Consider the following 18,062-nt stretch of genomic DNA (forward strand, 5'->3'; position numbering starts at 1 on the left):
GGATTCGGCAAAATGTGCGATATTTTTCATTAGTTGGGGCTGATTAGCCGTAGACAAAATCGTTGTCCATACGCTATGCTAAGAATTTGTAAATGAAGTAAAAAGGAGTTTCATAACCCCTGGGAGCCTGTCGGTACTAAGACTTGTTCAGATTGTTCGTCGAGATAGAGATTGATATAGCCAAGGATGTCAGGGAAACGGATTGGAGGAATTGGAGTTGTTAGCCAAACTGCAGCAGCTAAGAGGAAAACGATTTACGCCTTTGATTTGGATGCTTGTATTTCCGGTATTGGGTTGGATGTATGCGTTCGTGAACAAACCCGGCGAGAAGGTCTATAATTTGGTGACCGATTTGGACCGCGCCATACCGTTTTGGAAAATTTTCGCGCTGCCTTATTCGGTGTGGATTCTTTACATCTATGCTTGTTTGGTATATTTTCTGATTAAAGATCCGGCCGTGTATTACAAAAGCTTGAAAACGTACGTGTTATGCGCGCTGACCTGTTATATGATCTATCTTGTCTTTCAGACGACGGTACCCCGTCCGATCCTGGTAGGCTCGGATCCCTTTACGCTTTTGGTGGGGTATATTTATAATCGCGATCAGCCGTTCAACTGTTTTCCGAGCATTCATTGTTTCTCAAGCTACATGGTCATGAAGGCTCTTTATACGAGCAGCTTCCGGAACAAATGGAACCAGACGCTGATATACGGCATGTCCTCATTGATTATACTTTCCACTTTATTTGTCAAACAGCATGTTATTCTGGATGTCATTGCGGCTATTGCGCTGGTGGAAGTCGTTTACCGCCTTTTGTCGCGCACGAGCAAGGTGCCGGCTCATGCAAGAGCGGGCATTACGCGGCAGCAATAATGGGAAAAAAGCCGGCGTTGCCAAACGGTCATCGGCCGGCTTTTCTTAAAATATTTCTACGTAAACGCGCCTGTCCTTAGCTAATGCTTACGAAGCCGCTTTCTTCGAAAGCGTTTATCCTTGTGTCCGTAGAAGCGGCGGAAAACGTTCGTGCGTACCGGCATCTACGGCCATCGCCGTTTGGCTATGCGTTGTTCCCTATCCTTAATTGTGGTACGAATGAGGGAGAAAACAATAGACTTATACGATGCTTTTGGTTATGATGTTGGTTAGGGTCTCGGAAATTTTCGGACTCCTGCTGCATGTTCAAATCAACGCCAATATCGGCTATCTCCATGTCTACACGACAGCGGGATGGCCTTTTTTTGAAAGATGCGATTGTACAATTTCAGGCAAACGTCAGCGGGTAAGGCTGCCAAACGGCGATTGCCCTTGAGTCAGAGCGAAGGCTCGGGGCGATGTCGAAGGCGAGCTTCGAGGAGGTTATGTCGTCGGTTCGCCGGCTGACGGAAGAAGTGAAGGGACAAAGCCTGGAAGTGATGGAGAAGTTCTACAGAGAAACTTCCGTGAAATATAAGGCTTTGTTAGATGAACTTCACATGGAATATACGCATCCGCATCATGGGACGCTAAAAGCGACGTATGCGGAATTTGACCGGTACATTTCGGGATCGAATAGACGACGAGGAGGAAACTTTATATGTCGGAAACGTTTCGGGCACTGATCGTAAAACAAGAGGGAGAAGGCATCCTTGCCTCAATCGGGCAGCTCTCGCATGATGATTTGCCGGAAGGCGGCGTATTGATTCGCGTACGTTATTCCAGCATTAATTACAAGGATGCTCTGGCGCTATCGCCGGAGGGTAGGGTCGTCAAAAAATACCCGATCGTGCCGGGAATCGATTTGGCCGGTACCGTCGCGTCTTCGCAGGATCCGAGGTATAAGGAGGGCGATGAAGTCCTCGTCACCGGCTACGAGCTCGGCATTTCGCACCATGGCGGATTTAGCGAGTACGCCCGAGTGCCTGGGGATTGGGTTGTGCCCGTCCCGCAAGGATTAACGGCCCGGGAGGCGATGGCGCTGGGTACGGCAGGATTTACGGCGGCGTTGTCGATCCATCGTTTGGAGCAGAACGGGCTTCGTCCGGATCAAGGTCCGGTGCTTGTGACGGGAGCGACGGGAGGAGTCGGCAGCTTGGCGGTCTCCATGCTGTCGGGACTAGGCTACGAGGTTGCGGCAAGCACGGGCAAGCCGAGCGAGCATGATTATTTGCGCAGCCTCGGAGCGGCGTCGATCGTCGACCGCGCGGAGCTTGCGCCGGAGAAAATCCGTCCGCTCGATAAGCAGCGCTGGTCCGGCGCGGTGGATCCGGTCGGCGGGCGCCAGCTTGCTTATGTATTGAGCGCAATACTTTACGGCGGCTCTGTTGCCGTCAGCGGCTTGACCGGCGGCGGGGACGTTCCGACATCCGTTTATCCGTTTATTTTGCGTGGGGTGAATCTGCTCGGCATCGATTCGGTTTATTGTCCGGCGGAAACGCGTTCGGCCTTATGGGCGCGTATGGCGAACGAGCTGAAGCCCAAACAGCTCTCGGAATCGATCAGCCGCGAGGTTACGCTGGACGAGCTGCGGCAAGCGGCGTCCCGGCTCCTGCAGGGAACCGGAACGGGCAGAACGATCGTCAAACTTTGATCGAAACGAGTTGTTAATCGGGCGATTGCCGGATAACGCTCCGGCTTAGTCGCCGATGTGCTCTGCGAAGTACCGTCCCCAGTGGGGGCGGCTTCCGTCGGCATCGATGAAGCCGTATTCGTCGCTAAGCTCCCATGTGCTTGTCGCTTTGCCGGCCTTGGCCGCGATGTTAGGATCGCCGGCCAGGGCGGCGACTGCGCTTCCGATATAGGCGGTCGTTTCCGATGCGATAAAATGCGGATCTTGAACCGCCGCATCGCGCCAATTCGCCTCGGTGACGCCGAAATGGTCGAGCATCGCTTCCGAACGGAGAAAGCCCGGCGTCAGCGCCAGAGCGGTAACTCCGTGCGGCCGCAGCTCTTCCGCCATCGCTTCGGCGAGGTGGATCGCAGATACTTTGGCGAGGCTGTAATACAGGTTGCCGCGGTATTTGTAATCGACGCCATCGGTAATCTCGATGATCAGCCCGCTTTTGTTCGCGATCATAAGCGGAGCTCCATAGTAGCTAGTCATGATATGGGCGTGTACGGCTTGCCGCTGCATTTGCAGCCCGTCGGGCAGTGATTGCTCCCAGAACGATTTTCCCCAGGTGCATAAAGGATCTCCGCCCCATATGTCGTTGACGAGTAGGTCAAGCTGTCCGTTCTGCTCGCGGTTGACGCGTTCGAACAGCCACTTGACCTCTTCCTCGACCGTATGGTCGACGCGCACCGGTATGCCTTTACCGCCGTTTGCCGTTACAAGCTCTGCAGTTTCTTCAATGGTTTCCGTGCGTTTCATGGCGGATGCTTGCCCCCTGACGCTTCGGCCCGTTACATATACGGTCGCTCCCTCCGAGCCAAGCGCTGCGGCGATGCCGCGCCCCGCACCCCTCGTTCCTCCTGCCACAACCGCTACCTTGCCAAGCAGTTTCGTCATCTTATATCCTCCGTTCAAGCTTGGTTAAGTGCTGCTTCTTCTTCATTGTATCGCGGATTTATGACAACCTCTGTCATATTGAAATCGAAGGTGAAATGTTTTCCTGAGTTATTGTTTTCTCATGGGATTATGCTCCGTTCGCTGAAAAATATCATAGTGCGAGAAAGGAATGAGGTTCGAGAAATGGATATGAACGTGATGAAAGCATGTATAGCGCTTGCTCGCCGGCAGGCGGCGGAAGCGGGCGAGGAGCCGTTCGCGGCGATTATCGTCAAGGACGGCGTTATCGTGGCGGAAGGCGTCAACCAAATGACGGAGCTTCATGACCCGACTGCGCATGCCGAGATGCAAGCGATCCGCAAAGCCTGCGAATCGCTTGGCTCCGTTTCGCTGGAGGGCTGCGAGCTTTACACGAGCTGCGAGCCCTGCCCGATGTGCCTCGGAGCCATTTATTGGGCGAAGCCCGACGTTGTTTATTACGCTTGTGACATAAAGGAAGCGGCGACTTTCGGATTTGACGACGAGTATTTGTATAAGGAGCTTTCGCTTCCCGTCGAACGCCGGGAGCTTCGCATGATCCGGGTAAACCCCGAAGGGTATACGGAGCCGTTTGAGGTGTGGACGAATAGAAATAAGCCGATGTCTTAGTTGGTGTTAGTTTTATGTAATATAACATAACTTTAAATCAAAGAAAATTATTGCAAGTCGCTTATTAATGTTATTTAATATTACATTCATATTTGAAAAAACAGAATAAATCTGTATAATGAAAATAAATGTTAGAAAAAATAACAACAAGGCGAGGGAGACCGTATGAACATTGCGTTGATTGCTCATGATGCGAAGAAAGAAGAGCTCGTGAATTTCGTCATTGCTTACAGCGGCGTGTTCGGCAGACATACCGTTTTTGCGACGGGCGCAACGGGGGCGATGATCGTCGAGGAAGCGAAGCTTAAAGTTAGCAGGCTGAAGCCGGGGCCGCTCGGGGGAGACCAGCAGATCGGAGCGCTGGTGGCGCAAAATGAAATCGACGCGGTCATATTCCTGCGAGATCCGCTTGCCGCTTTGGCACATGAGCCGGACGTAACCGCGCTGCTGCGATTATGCGATGTGCAGTGCGTACCTGTCGCGAGCAATATCGCTACGGCGGAGCTGCTTGTAAAATCGCTGGAGCGCGGCGATTTTGCCTGGCGCGAAGTCATCCATAAATATAAAGTCTATAAAAGAAGCGGCACGGAGGGCTAACGGATGCTGCAAATAAAGAAACGAGCTTGTCCGCAACGATCATGGCGGATAAGCTCGTATTTGTTTGTGCCGGAAACGCGTTATTCGTTCGACAGCTTCAGCTTCTCGAACAGCTTGAACAGCAGGCTGAGGATAATCGCGACGACGGTGGCGAGCGCCATTCCCTTCATCGAGAAATTGCCCCAAGTAAACGTAGTGCCGCTAAGTCCGATAACCAAGACGACGGATGTCAGAATCATGTTGGACGGCTTGGAATAGTCTACCTTCGATTCCACAAGGATGCGAATGCCGGACACGCCGATGACGCCGAACAACAGAAGCGACACGCCGCCCATTACAGGGGTCGGAATCGCTTGAATAAGGGCCGCCAGTTTGCCGAAGAACGAAAGGACGATAGCGATTACCGCCGCTCCGCCGATTACCCAAGTCGAGTAGACGCGGGTGATGGCCAGCACGCCGATGTTTTCGCCGTACGTCGTATTAGGCGTCGAGCCGACAAAGCCGGATATAATCGTCGAGATGCCGTTGCCGAGCAAAGAACGATCGAGCCCCGGGTCCTTGGACAAATCTTTGCCCACGATGTTGCTCGTCACAAGCAAATGTCCGATATGCTCGACGATGACGACAAGCGCTGCCGGCGCGATGATCGCGATCGCCGACCAGTCGAAAACAGGCGTATAGAATGTCGGCAAGGACAAAGTGGAGGCGGCGTCGACAGTGTCAAACTTCACCATGCCCAGCGATGCAGCCAGAGCGTAGCCAGCCACAATTCCGATTAGAATCGGAATGATTTTCAGGAAGCCGCGCAGCAGTACGTTGCCGAGCACGACGACGCCAAGCGTCGTCAGCGATACGGCGATCGTTTTGCCGTCGATCGACCAGTCTTTTGCGCCGGCCGGGCTAATCAAGCCTGCCATCTCGGCGGCGACAGGAATAAGCTCGAGCCCGATGATGGCCACGATCGCGCCCATGGCTGCCGGCGGGAATACGACGTCGATCCAGCTCGTCCCTATCCACTTCACCAGAAGTCCCACCAGCGTGAAAATAACCCCGACTACGATAAAAGCCCCGAGAGCCGCTTCATAGCTGCTTGTGCCAAGCACGACAAACACAGGCGACAGGAAGGCGAAGCTCGACCCCAGGTAAGCCGGAATTTTACCTTTGCATATAAAGATGTAAAGCAGTGTCCCGATCCCGTTCATCAATAGAATGGTGGCCGGGTCGACCTTGAATAAAATCGGTACAAGCACTGTCGATCCGAACATGGCAAAAAGATGCTGCAAGCTAAGCAGCACACTCTTGAACGGAGCGGGGCGTTCGTTGACTTGAATGACTCGTGACACGAATCGTTTCCTCCTCGATTAAACGTTTACATATTCGACAAAATTCGAGCATCTTTGCTCCACGCAATATATTAACAGAAATTAACCGTTTGGACAGCTATTTTTTCACAAAATATTAACATTTATGAATAGGTCTCTAATTTGTCCGTAAAAGCGTTGCCGGGACTGCAAAAAAAGCCTGTTTGGGTTTGTTTTTGGGCAGGAAAAAAACGGCTTGCGAGCGTTTATTTTTCGGAAAATATATTGCGCATTACATTTACATATGGTATGTATTAATTAAGAATTATGACGTACTATATAAATCAATCATTCATCATTATTGGCGCGCCAAGGAGGAAAACGATATGAAGTGGGTTATGCCGTTCGAGGCAGGGAATGCTAAGCTGAAGGAAACGCTTGGGGGTAAAGGGGCGAATTTGGCGGAAATGACGAAAGCCGGGCTTCCGGTCCCTCCGGGGTTTACGGTTACGACGGATGCCTGCCGGGCTTTCTATGCAGCTGGAAAGACGATGCCGAACGGCTTGCTTGACGATATTCGTCAGGCGATGACGGAGCTGGAGGCGAAGAAGCAAGAAACTTTTGGGGATTCCGAGCGGCCGCTGCTCGTATCCGTCCGTTCCGGTTCGGTCTCGTCGATGCCGGGCATGATGGACACGATCCTCAACCTTGGCTTGAATGACGTAACCGTTCGAGGGCTGGCGCGCCAAACCGGAGATGAGCGGTTCGCATACGATTGTTACCGGCGTCTCGTTCAAATGTTCGGAAACGTTGTTTTTAACGTTGAGAGCCATATGTTCGAGCACGCGCTGAAGCGTTATAAGAAGGATCGCGGCTTCACCGAGGACGGCGAGATGACGGCAGCCGATTGGATGCAAATGATCGATCAATACAAAGCGATTATCGAACGTCAAACGAACCGCGTATTCCCGCAAAACGTTTACGAGCAGCTTGCGCTTGCCGTAGACGCGGTGTTCCGCTCCTGGAACAACCAGCGTGCCATCGTTTACAGAAATCTGTACAACATTCCCGAAGCGCAAGGCACGGCGGTCAACGTTCAATCGATGGTTTTCGGCAATCGCGGAGATGACAGCGGAACGGGCGTCGTATTTACGCGCAATCCGTCCACGGGCGAAGCGGTTCTGTTCGGAGAATATTTGACCAAAGCCCAAGGCGAGGATGTCGTAGCGGGAGTGCGTACGCCGCTGGCGGTTGCGCTGCTGCAGCAGGAAATGCCGGTCGTATACGACCAGCTGTTGGAAACGGCCCAGCGTCTTGAGCGCCATTACAAGGATATGCAGGACATCGAATTTACGGTCGAAAAAGGCACCTTATTTATATTGCAAACGCGCAACGGCAAACGTACGGCGAAAGCGGCGGTTCGCATCGCGGTTCAGCTCGAACAGGAAGGCTTGATCACAAAGGAAGAAGCTTTGCAGCGGATCGAGATGGAGCATCTGAACCAGCTTCTGCACCGGGCGATCGAAGGCGAGGATAAGCTTGATGTCATCGCTACGGGACTGCCTGCTTCGCCGGGCGCCGCTTCGGGCATGGCGGTGTTCGATGCCGATACGGCGGAAGCATGGGGACGCTCCGGCAAAAAGGTCATTCTCGTGACGGAAGAAACGTCGCCGGAGGACATCCATGGCGTAATTGCGGCTGAAGGCGTCGTCACGAGCCGAGGCGGCATGACGAGCCACGCGGCGGTCGTAGCGCGGGGGATGGGCAAGCCTTGTATTTGCGGCTGCGAGAAGCTGCGCATCAACGACGAGGAGCGCGCTTTCGTAGTGGACGGCGTTCGCATTGCGGAAGGCGACATCATCTCGATCGACGGTGCGACGGGACGGCTCATTCGCGGTGCGGTGAAGCTGCGCGAGCCGGAAATCGACGGCGATCTGTCGCAATTGCTGGAATGGGCGGACGAAGTCCGTACGCTCGGCGTGCAGGCGAATGCCGATAATCCGGAGGATGCGGCCAAAGCGCGTCAGTTTGGCGCCGAAGGAATCGGGCTGTGCAGAACCGAGCATATGTTTATGTCGCAGGACCGGCTGCCGGTCGTGCAGGAAATGATTTTGGCGGAGAATGAAACGGACCGCCGCAGCGCGCTTGCCCGTCTGCTGCCTATGCAGCGTGCGGATTTCGACGGCATGCTGCGCGCGATGGAAGGGTTGCCGGTGACGATTCGCCTGCTCGACCCGCCGCTTCATGAGTTTTTGCCGAACCTGGAGGAGCTGCTGCTTCGTCACCAAGCGCTCGTGCTTGGAGGAACGGCTAACGAACCGGAAGGCGAGCAAAAACGGCTTGAGCAGTTGATCCGCAAGGTGCGCCAGCTTCATGAATCGAATCCGATGCTCGGACACCGCGGCTGCCGTCTCGGTATCGTGTTCCCGGAAATTTACGAGATGCAGGTCGAGGCGATTTTGCTTGCGGCTGCCGATTGCAAGCGCGATGGCGTCGATGTCCGCCCGGACATTATGGTTCCGCTCGTCGGCCATGTCAACGAACTGAAGCTGATGCGCGAGACGATCGAAGCGGTGGCGCTGCGCGTTCAGGAAGCGGCAGGCACAGCCGTGCCGTTCCGGATCGGCACGATGATTGAAGTGCCGCGCGCCGCGCTGACGGCTAAGGACATCGCACAATACGCCGATTTCTTCTCGTTCGGTACGAACGATCTGACGCAAATGACGTTCGGCTACAGCCGCGACGATGCGGAAGGGAAATTCTTGACGCATTACGTCGACACGAAGCTGCTGCCTGCGAACCCGTTCGAGGTGCTTGACGAGGATGGCGTAGGACAGCTGATCGATTTGGCGGTAACGAAGGGCAGAGCGGCCAATCCAACGCTCAAGACCGGCGTTTGCGGCGAACACGGCGGCAATAAGCAGTCGATCTTGTTCTGCCGCGCAACCGGCGTCGACTATGTGAGCTGCTCGCCATACCGCGTGCCGCTCGCGAGAATTGCCGCCGCACAAGCGGAGCTCGTCGTGCGCGACCGCGAAGCGAAAGCCGCAAAGGAAGCCGCGGCCGCGTCGGAGCCGCAAGCGAGCGGGAAGGCTGAAGAGATGGCCGTGAGATAAGATACGAAGATGACCCCTGAATTGTCGGGGGTCATCTTTTTTTGAAATATGCTCCGATAATGACGGAGAAAAAACTCGTTTTGATCGGTAAAGTTAGTTCGGTAGAGTTGCCGGAGCGGTTACCTTTAGTTATCACTGGAACTGTATTGACTTCGACATCAATAATTCAAAAAATTCTTCAAGAGAATTTGCTGCTTTTTCAACTTCTTCGAATTCAGGTTCAGATCCGCGTACAATAGCGCCTTTATCATTCATTAAATCAATCGCGTAGAAGGAATATCCATCATCAACCGACATAACGATCGGCAAGTAACCATCCCACCACGTCGTTATTTCTGATTTCCAACTATCATCATCCCTTGCTGCTTCTAAACTGAGCAATTCATATTCATTCCATTTAAATACACTATCTGAGCTATTATTGAACTCATCCTCACAAATAAACCAAGTCTTCTCATTCGGTGTAATGCAATGTTTGACCGCACATAAAAAATCTAAATATTCATTAGGAATTTCTTTATATCTAGATGTGATGCAACTATCTAAATTTAATTGAAAACGGGATTTTTGGGTTATATCCCAACCGTTTTCATTAGCCCAAATCATAAATTCACCGATTTTTTTATTCATAGCCCACCTTCTGGCCCTTATTTATATATAACTATTATAGAACGACAGTTCTTGTTGTTCAAATATCGGCATCATTTTTAACGGAGCCATATATAAAAGAAACCGGGATAAAAATGCCTATCGGCATTTGTCCCGGTTTAACTATGCGCCTTGCTATTGCTTTGGCCTTCTGTTCGAAGAATCAGGCGGCGCGGATTTCGACTGTACCCTGCCGGCCTCTGCGTCGAAGCGCTGGCGCTCCGTCCGTTCGATTTGCACGATTTGACCGTCGTGAACGACGATTTGGACGATGCCGTAGGCGAGTCCGTTCAGATTGTCCTTAATTCGGTTCAGCCAAAGCTCGTCAAGCTCAAACGATTTAGCCATATTTTTTGCCTCCCGTTCCTGCAGCTGCATATGAAACCCAGCTAAATCCGCTTTAGGTGTTAAATCGTCCAGTCGAGCCATTCCGCGTTCCGTTTGCGGATATAGCTCAGCCAATTGCCGGTTCGCTCCAGCAATTGCTCGGTGTGATCAAGCGAGGAGAACGTATGGTTCGCCTGCAAAATGACTTCCTTGTCGCACTGGCCCTGGCTGCGCAGCCACAAGAGCTTCTCGTACAGGAAGCAATAGTCGACGGGGATGACCTCGTCGCCGGTTCCGTGAACAAGCAGAACGTCGCCGGTAAACTTGCGCGTTTGCTCGAGCGGATGATGGCGGGTCAGCGAAGCGAAGAAGTCCGGCGTGAATGCATAGCCGGAATGATCGGCACGCCCGACCTGCTGCGCTTCTTCATAGACTCGCTTGCCCGTCACCCGCACGATGTCGCTGAGCGGATGGGCGACGGCGGCCCATAGGACAAGCGTTTTGACGCGTTTATCCTGCGCTGCAGTCAGCAGGGCGACAGCCCCGCCGAGACTATGGCCGAGCAGCACGACGCGGCTCGGGTCGACGCAATCGATCGAAAGCCCGTAATCCAGGGCGCTGCGCGTCTGCCCGATCAGGCTGTCGAGTCCGCCTGTACCGTATTCGCCCTCACTTTCGCCGCAGCCCTCATAATCGAATCGGAGCACCATATAACCCCTCGCGCTGAGCGAACGAGCCGCTTTTACGAATAGCCGGTCGACGCCGATCCGGTTGCCGATGAAGCCGTGGCAAATAACGACAAGCGGGTGGCGGCATGGCTTGGCGGCTTCGGTTTCTGTGGCGTTCGTCGGATAATGCAGCGTTCCGGCTAAAGAGCCGGTCGCCGTGCGGATTGAAATGGTATGTTCCATATGATGTCTCTCCTCTCGATCGTTCGGGCTTGCCGCTATTATGCGAAGGGCAAGGGTGATGCGGACTGACCTAGCAGCTTGACCGCGTATAATCTAAGGTTACGGCGGCGGTTCGGGTAATTAAATGGAAAACCTGCAGCTAATTTCAGCTACAAGGCGAAATATAGGGGGTTAACGGGAAAAACTACAGCTAATTTTGAGTAATTTTGCTTATTAGGGCATTTTCGAAAATATTAGCTGTAGGTTTTCCATTAAGATCGATAGATTGACGAAATTTCCGAAAAATAACTGCAGTTTTTCCATTAAGTGTTGGGAGACCCAACACAGACGCTTGGTCAATTAGAGTTGAAGGACTACGAGCTTACGCGTAATGAGTCGGCTCCCGGTGTAGGGCTCGCTTAATGCGTTACGCGGCAGTTCCGTGCGGTGTGCCGAAAACTGGCCTGGCGGCGTATGATGCAAGCGAAGCGGACGGCGGCAGGCCGTCATCCGTTTTGCCGGACCGGATTAAATGTGCACCGGCTGCGGGTCGTTCTTGAGCGTATTTTCCAGCGGAAAGGACTCCTGGCCGCGAAAAGCATACGCTCTGTGCAGCAGTACGAATACCGCCGTGTTCGGCTGTAGCGGTCCGAGCTCCACCGGGCGGTAAGCGAACAGCTTCGTGTCATCCACCTTCGCCTCGATGAGCCATTGGCTGCCGCGGAACAGGCAGTTCTCAACGACGCCGAGCCGCGCTGCGGATTTCAGCGGCACTTCTTTCGCCGTGCCGATCTCGATCCATTCGGGACGAACGAACGCCTCGGCATCGGGCGGTGTTTCCTCGAAGCCTTTCCACCGCGATAAGCCTTCAACCCGGATCGACTCCCCGATGAAGCCCGCCACAAAAGGCGTCCGCGGCTTCGTATACATATCGACCGGAGAGCCTTGCTGCTCCAAGCGGCCTTGCTGCAGAATAAGCATTTCGTCCGCTACTTCGACGGCTTCTTCCTGGTCGTGCGTCACGAAGATCGTCGTAATGCCGAGCCTGTCGATCATCTCGCGCAGCCAGCCTCGCAGCTCGCGCCGTACTTTGGCGTCCATCGCCGCAAAAGGTTCGTCGAGCAGCAGTAGCTTAGGCTCGGGAGCGAGCGCACGGGCGAACGCGACGCGCTGCTTTTGTCCGCCGGACAGCTGATGCGGGAAGCGGGCGGCCAGATCGGAGAGTCCGATCAGCGCAAGCAGCTCGTTCACGCGTTGATCGATATATGCCTTGCCGTTGCGGCGTATCGCATCGGGGAGCTGCTTCATTTTGGTCTGCAGGCCGAATGCGATGTTCTCATAAACCGTCATATGCTGGAAAAGCGCATAATGCTGAAACACGAACCCGATTTCCCGTTCTTGCGGCGAAAGGCGGTTGACCTTGCGATCGCCGAAAAAAAGCTCTCCCGAATCGGGTTCCTCCAAACCTGCCAGCATGCGCAAAATCGTCGTTTTCCCGCCGCCGCTCGGACCGAGCAGGCCGACGAGCTTTCCTTCGCCGATCTCAAAGCTGACCCCGTCTACCGCCTGAAAGCTGCCGAATCGTTTCGACAGCTGCCGGACCGCGATTTGCATGGCCGGATTCCTCCTTGTCGTTATTGGATGTTCATAAACCTGCTGTGCCGATCGTTAGGTTACGGCCTTCAGAAGCCTGGCTTCATTCGCCGCAGCTTGGCGCTTCATATTCCACTCCATCAGGCCTTTAACGGCCAGCGTCAGCGCTGCAAGGAGCACCAGAAGCGAAGCGATGGCGAAGGAGGCTGCGAATTGATATTCGTTGTATAAAATTTGAATGTGCAGCGGAATCGTATTCGTGGATCCGCGGATATGGCCGGATACGACGGAAACCGCTCCGAATTCGCCCATGGCCCGGGCATTGCTTAGGATGACGCCGTACAGCAGCCCCCATTTGATATTAGGCAGCGTCACTTTCCAGAAAATGCGCCAGCCTTTGGCACCGAGGGTCACCGCCGCTTCTTCCTCTTCCGTTCCTTGCGCCTGCATGAGCGGAATCAGCTCGCGGGCGACGAAAGGAAACGTAACGAACGTGGTGGCCAGCACGATGCCCGGAAGCGCGAAGATGATTTTGATATCGTGCTCGCTGAGCCAAGGCCCGAACAACCCGTGCGCCCCGAACATCAGGACGAAGATGAGGCCCGATATGACGGGCGAGACGGCGACCGGAAGGTCGATCAGCGTTATCAGAAACTGCTTGCCGCGAAAACGAAACTTCGTGATGGCCCAAGCGGCAGCTATGCCGAACAGCGCGTTCAGCGGTACCGAAAGAAGGGCCGTCAGCAGCGTCAGGCGTATGGCGGCGCTTGCGTCAGGTTCGCTCAGAGCCGCGAAATATACTTGAATGCCTTTGCGAAAAGCTTCGGCAAATATGGAAACGAGCGGAAGAATGAGCATCAGGCCGAGAAACAGTAACGTGATGCCGATCAATAGCCATCTAACCCAGCCGGATTCCGTCCGGTGCTGCGCAGACGGATTCGGAGCAAGCGAAGCGGCAGCGGTTGGAACCGATCCTGCCATGTAATCCCTTCCTTTCTATGCGAGAGGGCGAAACCGGTTGGCCCGCCGCTGGACGATATTGATGGCAAGCAGCAGCACGAATGAAATCAGAAGCATGACAGCGGCTATAGCCGTTGCGCCGCCATAATTGTACTGCTCCAGCTTCGTCATGATGAGCAATGGCGCAATTTCCGTTTTCATAGGCATATTGCCAGAGATGAAAACGACTGATCCGTACTCGCCGAGCGAACGGGCGAATGCCAAGGTAAAACCCGTCAGCAAAGCGGGTGTCAGCTGCGGCAAAATAACCCGGCGGAACGTCCGCCAGCGGGATGCGCCAAGCGATGCGGCGGCGTCTTCGACTTCGGAGGACAACTGCTCGATAACCGGCTGCACCGTGCGTACGACGAACGGAATGCCGATGAACGTCAGCGCGAGCACGATGCCGATCGGATGGTACGCGACCTTGATGCCAAGCGGATCGAGCAGCTTGCCGATCCAGCCGTTCTGCGCGTAAATCGTCGTCAGCGCAATGCCCGCCACCGCCGTGGGCAAAGCGAAGGGCAGGTCGACGATCGCATCGACGAACCTTTTGCCCGGAAAGGAGTACCGAACGAGCACCCAAGCGACGATGAGTCCGAATACGACGTTGGCGAGAGCCGCCCCTGCCGAGGCGGCGAAGCTGAGCTTATATGCGGCGAGTACCCTCGCATCCGTAACGGTTTCCCAGAAGGCGCTCCAGCCGAGGCCGGACGCCCTTATGAACAACAATGCAAGCGGCAGCATGACGAGCAGGCACATATACGTTATGGTAAAACCCATCGTTATTCCGAAGCCGGGGAGGATGCTTCGTTCCTTCAATCGAAACGACATGGTCATCAAACTCCTCGGCCGTTAAGGCTTATAAATTTGGTCGAACGTGCCGCCGTCGGTAAAATGCTTCTTATGAACGGCCTGCCAGCCGCCGAACGGCTCGTCGTTGATCGTGAACAGGTTCAGCTTAGGGAAGCTGCCTGCGTATTTTTCGTTAATCGGGCGGTAGTAGTTTTTGGCGGCGATTTCCTGACCTTCGTCCGAATACAAGTATTCGAGGTAGGCGTTCGCGACTTCGCGGGTTCCTTTTTTGTCGACAATTTTGTCAACGACGGAAACAGGCGGCTCGGCGAGAACGCTGACGGACGGCACGACGATTTCGTATTTGTCTTTGCCCAACTCGTTGATGGACAGGTATGCTTCGTTTTCCCATGCGATCAGAACGTCGCCGATGCCGCGTTGGACGAATGTGTTCGTAGAGTCGCGTGCGCCGGAGTCGAGAACGGGAACGTTTTTGAAGAGCTGGGTGACGAATTCTTTCGCTTTTGCCTCATCTTTGCCGTATTTCTGGTAAGCGTAGCCCCATGCGGCAACATAGTTCCAGCGTGCGCCCCCGGATGTTTTCGGGTTCGGCGTGATGACCGATACGCCCGATTTGACCAAATCGTCCCAATCCTTAATGCCTTTCGGGTTGCCTTTTCTGACAAGAAAAACGATAGTCGAGGTGTAAGGGGCGCTGTTGTTTTTCAACCGTTTTTGCCAGTCGGGGTTGATCAGGCCTTTAGCTTGGATTTCATCGATATCATAAGCGAGTGCCAAAGTGACGACGTCGGCTTCGAGCCCGTCGATAACCGCCCGGCCTTGTTTGCCTGAGCCGCCGTGAGACTGTTTGAACGTAACGGTTTGACCGGTTTTTTCTTTCCAATATTTTGCGAATGCCGTGTTGTAGGATTGATAAAGCTCGCGGGTAGGGTCGTAGGATACGTTGAGCAGCTCGACCGCCGGCTTTGGCGCCGAAGATGCTGCTGGAGAAGCGGAACCGGACGGTTTGGCGGATGGATCCGCGGAGCCGGCGGCTGGTTTGGTGCTTCCGGTATTGCCGGAGCCGCAAGCGGTAAGAACGAGAATGAATGCAAGAAATGCGAACAAGAAGCCTTTTCGGAAAATGGGACTAGCGGTTTTGTTTGATCTGACCGACATTGGAAATACCCCTTTCGAATCTTGTTTGATAGGGGGCTCTAAAGCGAGCCACATGCTTCCGGCAAGGCTGCTGGCAAGGTATGAACAAGTGCCTTTATGCAGCAATCGAACCCGACGGATCGGGAATTTGGGCTGTGGAAGCGACGTGTCTCCGGCTGTCCGGTCGACAATACGTATAATTCCTATAAACTAACTATGAATTGAATTGATCATAACATTGCAGGGAAATCGTGTCAATGCATTTTATCGATAGCTTGGCCATGAAAAAGTAGAGAATTTACGATAATAACATACGTGTAATATTGTGGGGGGTAAATTACAGCTAGAAGGTTGACCGCATCAAATTCAAGGTACAGACGCGGCTGCTTTTTAGCTGCGAGCTATTTACGAAAAGCGGCAATGAACCTTAGATCAAACGCCGTCAAACTACTATCTAGTATTTCAACGCTTATCCTAAAAAATGTAAGGCATTTGATTGTGCAGCGGATAGTGACGCTCATAATGAGGAAAAGATTACTATTCGTGAGGCAACCTTCACTATTTCAAACCGAAAACCCGTGTTTTGGTCAGGTAATGAGGCAAACGCAATTATTAGTGAGACAAACGAAATTGATAGTGGTGTTTGCCTCACTAAGGGGCGAGAACGAGCATCTTATCAGTGAAATAGTGAGGTCAGCCTCATGAACAATAAGGTTTTCTCCACTAATCGCACGGTTCGTGCATAACCATTACGATAGCCGTGTTTGCGTAACTGGCTTGCTCTCAAAACCGGAGCTTCATTAGGACTCGAGCGGGCCTCGTCGGGTTTGGAGGGAAGGGAGCGAAGGGGACTGCTCGGTTCGTCGATAATCGCGCAGAAGGAACAATACATTGCACAACATGCGTCGAAGCCCGTCGCCCCACATTTGGCATCGCACACATTCCTCTCTGCTTGCATCATTTCCCGACGAGGAGGGAAGTCCATTCGCTACTGCATCAAGCCTGGAATCAAATACTTTGATACGGCAAAGAGCTCCGGTCTTTGCTACAATGAAGGGACTAACGGCGATGGAGGAGCGGCTATGGAAAGCATGGAGCGAAAGGTTGGCGATGCGACGCTTTATCCGCTAGGGGATCAGGCTGTCGTCATAAGGTTCGGTGAGCATTTGAGCGAGGAGACACACCGGAAAGTACGCTTATTCGATGCGCTTTTGAACGAGCAGCCGTTTCCGGGGATGATCGAGACGGTGCCTTCGTTTGCAGCGGTGGCCGTTTTTTATGATCTTGTGCAGGTGACCGGAGCGATGGAGTTTCGGTATGGCTGTCCAGATAGGGAGAAAAGCGGGAAAGATGGGATGGGCGGTCAAGGCGAAAAAAACGGGCAAGTTAGGCAATGTGGACAAGGCGGACAAGATGGGCGAGACTGGCGGGACGGGCAAGGTGGAAAAGAGGGGCAAGGTTGGCGAGACGGGCAATATGGGCAAGACAAGCAAACCGGGCAAGTTAGACGGGGCGAGCAAGTCAGTATTAATGAAGGTGTTTATACGGAGCGGGGGCAAGTCGAAACGGCATCGTTTGATCGGGCTTCGTCGCCTTTCCGCATCGTTTGCGATGTTTTGGAGGATTTGCTGGGAGAGGTAACGGAGCAGGAGACGGAAACGCCCCGTATAGTGGAAATCCCCGTGCGATATGGAGACGAATACGGTCTGGATTTAGAAGTGGCTGCGCGTTATCACGGCATAACCGAAGAGGCTTTGATCCGACGGCATGCCGAGGCCGAGTATACGGTATACATGCTCGGTTTCACACCGGGCTTCCCTTATTTAGGCGGAATGGCGGAGGAAATTGCGACGCCTCGGCGCGGAACGCCGCGTTTATCCGTTCCCGAGGGCTCGGTAGGCATAGGCGGGAAACAGACCGGCGTTTACCCGCTCGCAAGCCCTGGAGGCTGGCAGCTGATCGGGCGTACTCCGATCCGTTTGTTCCGTCCGGAACAAACGCCGCCCTCGCTGCTTGAAGTCGGCGATAAGGTGCGGTTCCGGCCGATCGGGGATGCGGAGTACGTGCGGTTTGCACATACGGAACAAACGGTTGAAGGGCTTGCGGCAGGAGTAGGCGGAGCGGGACAGGGGCTCCGCCCGCAGACAGAGGTCGGGCAAGCGCCGATCCGCGTGCTGAAGCCCGGTCTGTATACGACGGTGCAGGATTTGGGACGAACGGGCTCGCAGCGCTACGGCGTTCCTTGGAGCGGTGCGGTCGATGCGTTTGCGCTGCGTACCGTGAACGTGCTTGTCGGCAACGACGAGGGAGCGGCGGCTCTGGAGGTGACGCTTGCCGGGCCGGAGCTGGCATTCGCGGAAGACACGCTGATCGCCATCTGCGGCGGCGAGCTGTCGCCCGCGATCGACGGCCGCCCCGTGCCCGCATGGCGGCCCGTGCTCGTGCGGCGCGGCGCCGTGCTGCGCTTCGGCGCGTGCGCCGCGGGCTGCCGCGCCTACGTGGCCG

15 protein-coding genes are annotated in these 18,062 nt (G+C 54.2%); 6 read left to right on the forward strand and 9 right to left on the reverse strand.

Annotated features, from left to right (window positions below; translation table 11 throughout):
• Positions 1 to 217 precede the first annotated feature (217 nt).
• Both DQG23_RS30585 and DQG23_RS30595 read left to right on the forward strand, forming a co-directional pair.
• Positions 218 to 874, forward strand: a complete 657-nt coding sequence (locus tag DQG23_RS30585; RefSeq protein WP_113034836.1) for a phosphatase PAP2 family protein — start codon at positions 218 to 220, stop codon at positions 872 to 874.
• Positions 875 to 1,574: 700 nt separating this feature from the next.
• Positions 1,575 to 2,567 (forward strand): NADPH:quinone oxidoreductase family protein, encoded by a 993-nt coding sequence (locus tag DQG23_RS30595; protein WP_113034838.1) that lies wholly within the window; start codon positions 1,575 to 1,577, stop codon positions 2,565 to 2,567.
• Between the two features lie 45 nt (positions 2,568 to 2,612).
• Here DQG23_RS30595 and DQG23_RS30600 read toward each other — a convergent pair whose 3' ends face one another.
• The gene (locus tag DQG23_RS30600; protein WP_113034839.1) at positions 2,613 to 3,485 is read right to left on the reverse strand and encodes an SDR family oxidoreductase; all 873 of its coding nucleotides are present in this window, start codon (positions 3,483 to 3,485) and stop codon (positions 2,613 to 2,615) included.
• A 183-nt stretch (positions 3,486 to 3,668) separates the two neighbouring features.
• Between DQG23_RS30600 and DQG23_RS30605 the strand changes: the two genes are divergently transcribed.
• Together DQG23_RS30605 and DQG23_RS30610 are read left to right on the forward strand one after the other, a co-directional pair.
• Positions 3,669 to 4,133, forward strand: coding sequence for a nucleoside deaminase (locus tag DQG23_RS30605; RefSeq protein WP_158560779.1), 465 nt, complete (start codon positions 3,669 to 3,671; stop codon positions 4,131 to 4,133).
• A gap of 165 nt (positions 4,134 to 4,298) precedes the next feature.
• The gene (locus DQG23_RS30610) at positions 4,299 to 4,730 is read left to right on the forward strand and encodes a methylglyoxal synthase (RefSeq protein ID WP_113034840.1); all 432 of its coding nucleotides are present in this window, start codon (positions 4,299 to 4,301) and stop codon (positions 4,728 to 4,730) included.
• An 80-nt stretch (positions 4,731 to 4,810) separates the two neighbouring features.
• Here the strand turns inward: DQG23_RS30610 and uraA are convergent, their stop codons facing one another.
• Positions 4,811 to 6,073, reverse strand: coding sequence for a uracil permease (uraA, locus tag DQG23_RS30615; protein WP_113034841.1), 1,263 nt, complete (start codon positions 6,071 to 6,073; stop codon positions 4,811 to 4,813).
• Positions 6,074 to 6,417: 344 nt separating this feature from the next.
• Between uraA and ppdK the strand changes: the two genes are divergently transcribed.
• The gene (gene ppdK, locus DQG23_RS30620) at positions 6,418 to 9,147 is read left to right on the forward strand and encodes a pyruvate, phosphate dikinase (RefSeq protein WP_113034858.1); all 2,730 of its coding nucleotides are present in this window, start codon (positions 6,418 to 6,420) and stop codon (positions 9,145 to 9,147) included.
• A gap of 132 nt (positions 9,148 to 9,279) precedes the next feature.
• On the opposite strand, the gene DQG23_RS30625 is transcribed toward ppdK, so the two are convergent.
• The 7 genes from DQG23_RS30625 to DQG23_RS30655 form a co-directional block, all read right to left on the reverse strand.
• Positions 9,280 to 9,777 (reverse strand): SMI1/KNR4 family protein, encoded by a 498-nt coding sequence (locus DQG23_RS30625; protein WP_113034842.1) that lies wholly within the window; start codon positions 9,775 to 9,777, stop codon positions 9,280 to 9,282.
• A 153-nt stretch (positions 9,778 to 9,930) separates the two neighbouring features.
• Positions 9,931 to 10,143 carry a YezD family protein gene (locus DQG23_RS30630; RefSeq protein WP_113034843.1) on the reverse strand — a complete coding sequence of 71 codons (213 nt, stop codon included), beginning with the start codon at positions 10,141 to 10,143 and terminating at the stop codon, positions 9,931 to 9,933.
• A 59-nt stretch (positions 10,144 to 10,202) separates the two neighbouring features.
• Positions 10,203 to 11,033, reverse strand: a complete 831-nt coding sequence (locus DQG23_RS30635) for an alpha/beta hydrolase family protein (protein WP_113034844.1) — start codon at positions 11,031 to 11,033, stop codon at positions 10,203 to 10,205.
• Between the two features lie 507 nt (positions 11,034 to 11,540).
• On the reverse strand, positions 11,541 to 12,626 hold the full coding sequence (locus DQG23_RS30640) for a sulfate/molybdate ABC transporter ATP-binding protein (RefSeq protein ID WP_113034845.1): 1,086 nt from the start codon (positions 12,624 to 12,626) through the stop codon (positions 11,541 to 11,543).
• 54 nt (positions 12,627 to 12,680) lie between these two features.
• On the reverse strand, positions 12,681 to 13,586 hold the full coding sequence (gene cysW / locus DQG23_RS30645) for a sulfate ABC transporter permease subunit CysW (protein ID WP_113034846.1): 906 nt from the start codon (positions 13,584 to 13,586) through the stop codon (positions 12,681 to 12,683).
• Between the two features lie 15 nt (positions 13,587 to 13,601).
• Positions 13,602 to 14,438 carry a sulfate ABC transporter permease subunit CysT gene (gene cysT, locus DQG23_RS30650; RefSeq protein WP_113034847.1) on the reverse strand — a complete coding sequence of 279 codons (837 nt, stop codon included), beginning with the start codon at positions 14,436 to 14,438 and terminating at the stop codon, positions 13,602 to 13,604.
• Between the two features lie 21 nt (positions 14,439 to 14,459).
• Positions 14,460 to 15,578, reverse strand: coding sequence for a sulfate ABC transporter substrate-binding protein (locus DQG23_RS30655; RefSeq protein ID WP_113034848.1), 1,119 nt, complete (start codon positions 15,576 to 15,578; stop codon positions 14,460 to 14,462).
• Positions 15,579 to 16,639: 1,061 nt separating this feature from the next.
• On the opposite strand from DQG23_RS30655, the gene pxpB reads away from it, so the two are divergent.
• A partial coding sequence (gene pxpB, locus DQG23_RS43860; protein ID WP_146762413.1) for a 5-oxoprolinase subunit PxpB occupies positions 16,640 to 18,062 on the forward strand: 1,423 nt, incomplete at its 3' end.

Origin of the sequence: Paenibacillus contaminans (assembly GCF_003285015.1) — a bacterium.
Taxonomy (GTDB): Bacteria; Bacillota; Bacilli; order Paenibacillales; family NBRC-103111; genus Paenibacillus_V; species Paenibacillus_V contaminans.